The following is a 9,059-nucleotide window of genomic DNA, read 5'->3' as shown; positions in this document are numbered from 1 at the left end:
CTGGACAAAGGTTTATCGTGATTGGCTAGTAAAACTCACTGATTGGTGTATTTCTCGCCAATTATGGTGGGGACACCAAATTCCGGCTTGGTACGCTATCAGTGAAACCGATGGACAAATTACCGATAATACGCCCTTTGTCGTGGCAAAATCGGAAACTGAAGCTTGGGAAAAAGCTAGATCACAATTTGGAGAAAATGTCAAGCTAGAACAAGATCCAGATGTGCTGGATACTTGGTTTTCTTCTGGACTGTGGCCATTTTCGACTTTGGGCTGGCCAGAACAAACTCAAGATTTAGCAACTTATTACCCGACTACTACTTTGGTGACAGGCTTTGACATCATCTTTTTCTGGGTAGCCAGAATGACAATGATGGCTGGGCATTTTACGGGGCAAATGCCTTTCCAAACGGTTTACATTCATGGCTTGGTGCTGGATGAAAAAGGTCAGAAGATGTCAAAGACCAAAGGTAATGGCATTGACCCATTGTTATTAATAGACAAATATGGTACTGATGCCCTGCGGTATACCTTAATTAGGGAAGTGGCTGGTGCTGGTCAAGATATCCGATTGGAGTACGATCGCAAAAAGGATGAATCAGCATCGGTTGAGGCATCACGCAACTTTGCAAATAAGTTGTGGAACGCTGCCCGATTTGTGATGATGAATTTGGATGGACAAACACCGCAACAATTGGGGAACCCAGTAGCTACCGAATTGAGCGATCGCTGGATTATCTCGCGGTATCATCAAGTTGTCAAACAAACCACCAATGACATCGATAATTACGGTTTAGGGGAAGCAGCTAAGGGATTGTACGAATTCATCTGGGGTGATTTCTGCGATCAGTATATTGAACTAGCGAAATCCAGATTACAAGCAGATGCCGATCCAGTATCGCGGCGGGTGGCACAGCAAACCCTCGGCTACATACTAGAAGGGATTATGAAACTGCTTCATCCCTTCATGCCTCATATTACTGAAGAAATTTGGCAAACTCTCACCCAACAACCAGCAGATTCCCCGCAAACTTTACCATTACAAATCTATCCCCAGGTAGATGCAAACTTAATTGATTCACCTTTAGAAGAACAGTTTGAATTGCTCATTGCTACTATCCGCACAATTCGGAATTTGCGGGCTGAAGCGGATATTAAGCCAGGGGTAAAAGTGACAGCGAATTTGCAAACTGAAAGCGAGAAAGAGCGGCAAATTCTCACTGCTGGACAAGATTACATTAAAGATTTGGCGAAGGTTGAGACTTTAACCATTACCGACAAGCAAGAAAACCAAACTGTTGCTGCGAAAAAACCTCAGAGGGGTTTGAAAACGATTGGCTTAATTATCGTGGCCATTGTCTTTGGTAGATTGGGTTTAGCTGCGGGAAATGCCATTGATGACATTCCCATCGTCGGAACTTTCTTTGAACTAGTTGGTTTTGGTTACACAGCGTGGTTTGTTAGCCAAAATTTACTCACTGCTCAAGCGAGACTTAGGTTATGGAGCCGATTTTTCCCGCAGAAAGAATTAGAACAATCACAAGAACCAGAAAATGCGATCGCAGGTGTAATTGGTACAATACAGGTGCTAATTCCTCTAAGCGGTGTGGTAGATATTGAAGCTGTACGTGCCAAGCTAGAAAAAAGCTTGAGTAAAGCTGAAGCCGAAGTTCAATCCCTGAGTACCAGATTAAACAATCCTAGTTTCATAGATAGAGCTAGAGCTGATGTGGTACAGGGGGCGCGTGATGCCTTAGCAGAAGCACAGAAGCAAGCAGAAATTTTGCGCGAGCGTCTGAAGGGATTGTCGTAGCGATCGCCTGCGTGGCTTAGGATAACTGTAATGGGTAATCGGATTATTAATTCCCAATTACCCATTACCCATTAACAAGATCCAAATATCAATTCTGGGACTTATTATTTTATTAAATTTTTTAATATTTAATTTTTAATTGGAGCGAAGCGACCCTCATGCTATATCTAGCCCAGGTGCGTAAAAACGATTTTTTAGACCAGCACCAGTTACGCTTGTTGGCGCGTCAAGAAGCTGATAACTTGTGGGCGATAATTCCAGAAGAGGCTTTCATTCTGCTAGGGAAGGGAAAAGTTATGAGTGAAAACTTGCTTGTTTTAGTAGAACTTTCCTCTACAGGCGACATTGAAAGACTAGAAGATGCCACCAACTGGGTACTCCATCTGGTACAAAGCTACCTCACCATAGGCATTACTCCGGAATTTTTGCACCACGAAGCCGAGCGAGCAGAACATTGGCGACAATCCCTGACGTTGCAAAACCAAGACTTAGCGCGGCGTTCCTTAGAATTGGAAGCTCGTCGTGAACAAATTCAAGCCTTGGAAGAAAGCCTCAAACGCGATAAAAATGGTTATCCCCAAGAGGAAAGTTAACAAGTTTCCAATAGTATTGCTCATAAAGCCACAACATGATCAAGTCTGTATTTATTGACCTAAAATTACCCAAAAAAGTATTTTTTTGGTCTGCCATTTGAAGTGTACGGCGGAGGTAAGATGAGACAGCGAGAGCATGGCGTGACAGTATGGTTCACTGGTCTAAGTGGTGCAGGTAAAACTACTATCTGCAAATTCGTGGAGAAGGAACTGCGGATACAGGGATACAGAGTTGAAGTTCTAGATGGCGATGCGTTACGTCAAAACATCTGCAAAGGATTGGGTTTCAGTAAAGAGGATCGAGAAGAGAATATTCGGCGCATTGGTTTTGTGGCTCATCTTCTTAGCAGAAATAATGTAATTGTATTGGTTTCGGCTATTTCACCATACCGTGAAATTCGGGAAGAAGTGCGCCAAAGTATTCCATCTTTCATTGAAGTTTACGTCAATGCATCATTAGAAATTTGTGAACAGCGAGACGTAAAAGGGTTATATAAAAAAGTAAGATCCGGGGAGATTAAGCACTTCACTGGTATTGATGATCCTTATGAAATACCACTCCGTCCGGAAGTCGAATGCAAAACTAACCAAGAAAGTATTACCCAAAGTGCAACTAAGGTTTTAGAAAAGCTGGAAGAGTTGGGTTATATAGTTGCTAGTAATGAATTATTTATGAGTTGAAAGAAAGTTTTTAATAAAAAAGAATTCAGAAGTCAGGAGCCAGAATACCCTTTCAGGGAAGCAAGCTACAGAATTTAATTCTGTGCGATGTTTACTGAGCCTGTCGTACCACTTCCCTACGGCAGCTTTGCGAATGTAGAGAGCATCAAGATTTCTGAATTCTGAATTCTGAATTCTGCATTCTTCCTCAACTCATAACTTTTGCTAGGATGCCAATAATTGCCGAATGAATCTGGCTACAGCCTTTTGCGTAAAGCGGTTGGCAATTTGTTGACCCAAACGCTGTACATCTGAATTTACCAATAACTGGGCAATTTTGGGTGCAAGTTCCATCGGATCAAAGCCTCGTGTTTCTCGGAGAATACTTAATATACGTTTGATATGCTCCAAAGTTTGTTGTTGCTCAACTGTCGCCGCCGGAGTTTCATTAACTGCTGTCAACCCTACACGTTCCCGCAGCAAATAGGTGAAGTTATGCAAAACATTTTTACTTAAAGCATCGAGTCCGTTAACAGATTCATCTACTAGCTTGTCACGAATAAAAGCACCGCGTTCAGATGCTAGAAATTCTATCCCCTGATTCAGCACTAAATTAAAGTCGTAGTCTTGACTATTACGCGCATTCTTTAACAAGTTTTCTAAGCGATTCCAGCGAAATCTGCCATCTTTAAATAGCAAATCTTGCAATGATGCTCTTAATTGCGGTGCTGGATCGGTTAACAGGCGTTTAGAAACGTAGGGATAAGCTTCGCTGAGGACTTTAAAGTTGGGATCTATATATATTGCAATACCTTCCAGCGTTACCAGGGAGCGAATAATTAAGGCGTAGTAGGGCGGTACACGGAAAGGATATTCATACATCAAAGCCGATAGTTCATCGGTGATGCTTTTAATATTAAGATCGGCAACACTGGCTCCTTCGGCATCAGCAAAGACTCTCGCAAAAGCTGGGACAATTGGTGTTAAATCGGTTTCTGGTGATAAGAAATCTAATTTAACGTAATCTTTTGCTAATCCTTCAAAATCGCGGTTGACAACGTGGACGATCGCTTCAATCAAACCATAACGCTGTAGTGGCTTAATCTCGCTCATCATCCCAAAGTCGAGATAAGCTAACTTTCCATCGGTTGTTGCTAACAAATTACCAGGGTGGGGATCTGCATGGAAAAATCCATGTTCTAGCAGCTGGCGCAGGGAACACTGCACACCCACTTCAATTAGATAACGAGCATCTATACCTTGGGCGCTAATTTCTTCTGTCTGGGTTAATTTAGTACCGTTAATCCACTCCATCGTCAGGACGCGGCGATTGGTGTATTCCCAGTAAATTTTCGGTACATATACGTCTTTCATGTGACCGTATAACTCGAAAAATCGCTCGGCATTTTCGCCTTCATGGATGTAATCCATCTCTTCAAAAATGCGATCGCCTAATTCATCGAGAATCCCAACTAAATCACTTCTTACCCGTTTAACCCTTTTCTGCACCCAAGCGGCGAGGTTACGCAAGATATACAAGTCAATGGTAATCCCCTCTCTTAAGTCGGGGCGCTGAACTTTAACAGCAACTTCTTCACCAGTTTTTAGCTTACCTTTATACACTTGCCCCAATGAAGCCGCAGCAATTGGATGGGCCGAGAGTTCGGCGTAAACCTCTTCTGGGGGCGCACCTAATTCTTCTTTGATAAATTGGTAAGCAAGTTCGTTCGGAAAAGGCGGTAATTGGTCTTGTAGTTTAGTTAATTCTTCTAAATATGCGGGAGGAACCAGATCCGGTCTAGTAGATAAAGCTTGTCCAATTTTGATGTAAGCAGGCCCTAATTTGGTCAGTAATACTCGTAATTGAGTAGCTCGGCGGCGGTCATTTTTGACGACAATTCCCCGTTTACTATCCGACCACAACCCAAAAGCAAAGGATAGAGCTGGCCCCAACACGGCGAAAATCCGCCGTAAAACTTGCATTTTTCTGTTTTGGTAATGTGCCGCTATGCCTACGGGATCGTAAAGAATCTCAGGTTGGGCTGTTGTTCTCAACTGTTGGGCTGCTAAGAGTCTTGGCGAGCGCACAACTAAGCTTGGTGTACCATTTTCTGGCACTACATCAATAACGTCCAGTTCGCCTCGGCTATTTGTGCCGTTGCGACTGTCCTCCTGAATCGGTCGGGAACTAGGGGGAAGTGTCTTAACAATCATGAAGAAGGCCACCAGTCAGAACGATCACATTAAGGATTGTAACAATATGTTGAAGAATTGGACATGGGTCATTAAGCATTGGGCATTAAAATTAAAATAATTCTTTTTCAGTACCCAATCGCCAGTACCCAGTGGTTTGCTACACTTAAATGGGCATACTAGTTCAATAGTAGTAGGTATTGCTAGTTGCTAAAAGATAAGACTTATTATCCTGTAAGTTGGAAGTATTTGGCATCTGCCCTTATGGAGAATTTGGCTTGATGTTGCTTTGCCTACGAATTGAAAACTTTGCCCTAATTGACCAACTGGAATTGGAATTTGGCGCGGGACTAAATGTGTTAACAGGTGAAACCGGCGCTGGGAAATCGATTATCTTGGATGCCATTGATGCCGCATTGGGCGGTAAAGTCTCTAGTCGAGTCATTCGCACGGGGACAAGTCGGGCGATGGTAGAAGCTACTTTCACCTCAAACGCCCCCCTAGCCGCTTGGTTAACTGAACAAGAAATAGATTTGCTTGATGAAAATTCCGTAGTTATTAGCCGAGAAATCACAGCCACTGGTAGTAATATCCGCAGTCGATCGCGGGTGAATGGCGTATTGGTCAATCGGCAGATTATGGGAGGAATGCGCGATCGCTTGGTGGAAATCACAGCCCAAGGTCAAACTGTACAAGTGGGACAATCTGCCCAAGTCCGGGACTGGTTGGATTTATATGGCGGTGACTCTCTAATGCAGCAGCGCCATAAAGTCGCCACGGGCTTCAGTGTTTACCAACAGGCGCATTTAGCACTAGAAAAACGCCGGACATCAGAACGAGAACGGTTGCAACAACTCGACTTGCTCACGTATCAAGTGCAAGAACTGGGAGCAGCCAACCTCAGCGAACCTGATGAATTGGAACATTTGGGACAAGAACGGGAACGCTTAAATCATGTCGTCGATTTGCAACAAATGAGTTACAAGGTTTATCAGGCTTTGTATCAAAACGATCATGAAACTCCCGCCGCAGGTGATTTATTGGGAGACAGTGAGGCGATATTAAATGACATGGTGGAATATAATACCCAACTGCAACCCCTATTAGAATTGGTGCGGGACGCGCAAGCTGCGGTAATGGAAGTGGGAAGGCAGATTAATGCTTATGGGGATGGATTAGAAGCCGATCCGCACCGATTGGAAGAGGTGGAAGAAAGAATTCAGGAATTAAAGCAAATTTGCCGCAAGTATGGGCCGACACTTACAGAAGCGATCGCTTATTACGAACGTATCCAAGGGGAATTAGCCCAACTTAATGACAGTGAACAATCTATCGAAAAGTTGGAACAGCAAGAAAAGGTGTGTTTTGAGAAACTTACCCAAACAAGTAATCAGTTAACTCAACTGCGGAGTAAGGCGGCTGCTAATTTAGAGTCACGTTTGATAGCTGAACTCAAGCCCCTAGCGATGGAAAAGGTAAAATTTTTGGTTGAGATAGTGCCTGCTCCCCCAACTGCTATGGGAGCAGATAAAATTACTTTTATGTTTAGTTCCAACCCTGGAGAACCACTGCAACCTTTAACGGAAGTTGCCTCTGGCGGGGAAATGAGCCGCTTTTTACTGGCGCTGAAAGCTTGTTTTTCTCAGGTTGATGCGGCTGGGACAATGGTTTTTGATGAAATTGATGTCGGCGTTTCGGGAAGAGTCGCCCAAGCGATCGCTGAAAAATTACACCAGCTAAGTCAACGCAACCAAGTATTATGTGTTACTCACCAGCCTTTAGTTGCAGCAATGGCCGATCGCCATTTCCGCGTAGATAAGCAAACTATCAATCAAGGCAAAGGTAAAAAAGCCAACAATGACAACGCCGAACAGCGTACCGTTGTCAGAGTTACTACCTTAGAGAATTTAAATACTCGCCGGGAAGAACTAGCACAGTTAGCTGGTGGTAAATCTGCAAGTGATGCGATCGCTTTTGCCGAATCTCTGTTATTACAAGCTGCTAACCATCGTCAAAAAATTAAAAATTAAACTTGAAGAATAATTCAGAATTCAGGAGCGGAGCTGGAGACGTTTCCGTTGCTCCTACGTAGATTTTTTCACATAATCAAATTGGATTGCAATAGAAGTAATCTGCTCCTTGAAATTTTTAAAACAGCATTGTTTTCTTTTTACTCATAATGCCCATTTGTCAAGTCCGATTTATACCAATTTACATGATCTTACCCTGCAAATTGCATTAGTAAAATTATCTAAAGATTTGACATAAGCATCAAAAGATTTGGTACAAGCATCTAAATATTTTTCATTGTAAAAATAAGCTAGCTTTTTTATATTTACTAACATGACCAGAAAAAATTACAGTTTTTTGGTCAGTATTTTGTTTCATAAAAATTCTCTGTAATTTAGTCTGAAAAGCTCAAGGTTAGCAATTAAAAAAACAATAAAAAAGCTACAGATGAAGCTTAATTGTGCTTTTTGATATTTATTAATGAAGCAAAATTTATGTCCTAATAGGAGAATTAACTCTAATGGCATCTGATTCAAATTCTGTTTTTGGTAATACCGTAAATAGTGGTAGCCAGGCTAGCAACCCCAGCGATCCTTTCGGATCTGGAGGCGCTTTTGACATCCCAACGGCTGACAGCTTCGATTTTGATAAATATGGAATTCCCAAAGAAGGCAGCTTCGATTCTGCTAAGTATGGCATCCCAACGGCTGACAGCTTTGATCCTGCTAAGTATGATATTCCAAAAGAAGGCAGCTTTAGTTTAGGTAGCTCTGGCATCCCAACGGCTGATAGCTTCGACCCTTCTAAGTACGGTATTCCAACGGCTGATAGCTTCAATCCTTCTGAGTATGGTATTCCAACCGGAGGCAGTATACCAAATATTGGTGGTAGCCCAACTGCTTAGTGTGATATCATGTCCGCCAAATTACCCATAATAAAAGAACCCCACCCCCAACCCCTCCCCGCAGGCGGGGAGGGGAGACAAAGCACAGCTTTGGCAGGGTGGGGTTCTTCGGGTTTAATAAGCAATCAAGCGGATATGATATGACATTTGGTAAAATTAAGTTAGACACAATCCTAAAACTCTGGGTTTGTCTACCTATTAATTAAGCGATATGCAACTTCCACTAAACAAAAATCCCATCCTAGCAAGAGATAACAATTATAATTTTGTAGCTTTTGCATAGGGTGGGGTTTTTATTATCTATGGAAGACTTAGGAGTGGATAAACTCCATCATCTAATACTTCCAATTTAAATTTATTTATACTCTTGCAAAGCTCCTAACTTACGAATTCCTGGCCAAATCATAGCTGTAGCAATCACTACTAAAATTGTGCCAATTCCACCACCCACAACCGAAATCACCGGGCCAAATAAAGCAGCAGTCAAGCCTGATTCAAAGCCCCCTAATTCATTCGAGGCACTAATAAACACGCTATTAATAGCAGCAACTCGACCACGCAAATGATCTGGTGTTCTGATTTGAACTAATGTATGGCGAATCACAACGCTAATACTATCTAATGCGCCACCAAGGGTCAGCATTAACATAGACAACCAAAAGGAACGAGAAAGTCCAAAGATAATTGTTACAACCCCAAAGCCAACCACTGACCATAATAAGGCTGGGCCTGCTTTGCGTAAGGGTGGTAAATACGCCAGGGTGATAGCCATAGTCAAAGCACCGATGGAGTGAGCTGCTTGTAGATATCCCAATTCCATTGGCCCCACATGTAAAATATCTTTGGCAAAAATCGGGAGGAGCGCGATCGCACCACCCAACAATAC

The 9,059-nt window shown here is 42.7% G+C and carries 7 protein-coding genes; 5 read left to right on the top strand and 2 right to left on the bottom strand.

Annotated elements, in window-relative coordinates:
- From VE944_RS22430 to cysC, 3 genes are all read left to right on the top strand, one after another.
- A partial coding sequence (locus VE944_RS22430; RefSeq protein ID WP_324982105.1) for a class I tRNA ligase family protein occupies window positions 1-1,813 on the top strand: 1,813 nt, incomplete at its 5' end.
- 158 nt (window positions 1,814-1,971) lie between these two features.
- Window positions 1,972-2,406 carry a hypothetical protein gene (locus tag VE944_RS22425; protein WP_324982101.1) on the top strand — a complete coding sequence of 145 codons (435 nt, stop codon included), beginning with the start codon at window positions 1,972-1,974 and terminating at the stop codon, window positions 2,404-2,406.
- 120 nt (window positions 2,407-2,526) lie between these two features.
- Complete coding sequence (gene cysC, locus VE944_RS22420) at window positions 2,527-3,087, top strand: adenylyl-sulfate kinase (RefSeq protein ID WP_324982098.1); 561 nt, start codon at window positions 2,527-2,529, stop codon at window positions 3,085-3,087.
- Window positions 3,088-3,291: 204 nt separating this feature from the next.
- Here cysC and VE944_RS22415 read toward each other — a convergent pair whose 3' ends face one another.
- Window positions 3,292-5,280, bottom strand: a complete 1,989-nt coding sequence (locus tag VE944_RS22415; RefSeq protein ID WP_324982095.1) for an ABC1 kinase family protein — start codon at window positions 5,278-5,280, stop codon at window positions 3,292-3,294.
- Between the two features lie 260 nt (window positions 5,281-5,540).
- Between VE944_RS22415 and recN the strand changes: the two genes are divergently transcribed.
- A complete protein-coding gene (gene recN / locus VE944_RS22410) occupies window positions 5,541-7,289 on the top strand; it encodes a DNA repair protein RecN (RefSeq protein ID WP_324982092.1) in 1,749 nt (582 codons plus the stop codon).
- 500 nt (window positions 7,290-7,789) lie between these two features.
- On the top strand, window positions 7,790-8,173 hold the full coding sequence (locus tag VE944_RS22405) for a hypothetical protein (protein ID WP_324982089.1): 384 nt from the start codon (window positions 7,790-7,792) through the stop codon (window positions 8,171-8,173).
- Window positions 8,174-8,528: 355 nt separating this feature from the next.
- On the opposite strand, the gene VE944_RS22400 is transcribed toward VE944_RS22405, so the two are convergent.
- On the bottom strand, window positions 8,529-9,059 hold a 531-nt coding region (locus tag VE944_RS22400), incomplete at its 5' end, for an MFS transporter (protein WP_324982087.1).

This window comes from Nostoc sp. (genome assembly GCF_035638895.1).
GTDB lineage: Bacteria > Cyanobacteriota > Cyanobacteriia > Cyanobacteriales > Nostocaceae > Nostoc.
This window is presented reverse-complemented; position numbering and strand designations above follow the sequence as displayed.

Coding starts and splice junctions, on each gene's coding strand:
- VE944_RS22425 (WP_324982101.1), top strand. CDS start 1,972: ATGCTATATCTAGCCCAGGTGCGTAAAAACGATTTTTTAGACCAGCAC.
- cysC (WP_324982098.1), top strand. CDS start 2,527: ATGAGACAGCGAGAGCATGGCGTGACAGTATGGTTCACTGGTCTAAGT.
- VE944_RS22415 (WP_324982095.1), bottom strand. CDS start 5,280: ATGATTGTTAAGACACTTCCCCCTAGTTCCCGACCGATTCAGGAGGAC.
- recN (WP_324982092.1), top strand. CDS start 5,541: ATGTTGCTTTGCCTACGAATTGAAAACTTTGCCCTAATTGACCAACTG.
- VE944_RS22405 (WP_324982089.1), top strand. CDS start 7,790: ATGGCATCTGATTCAAATTCTGTTTTTGGTAATACCGTAAATAGTGGT.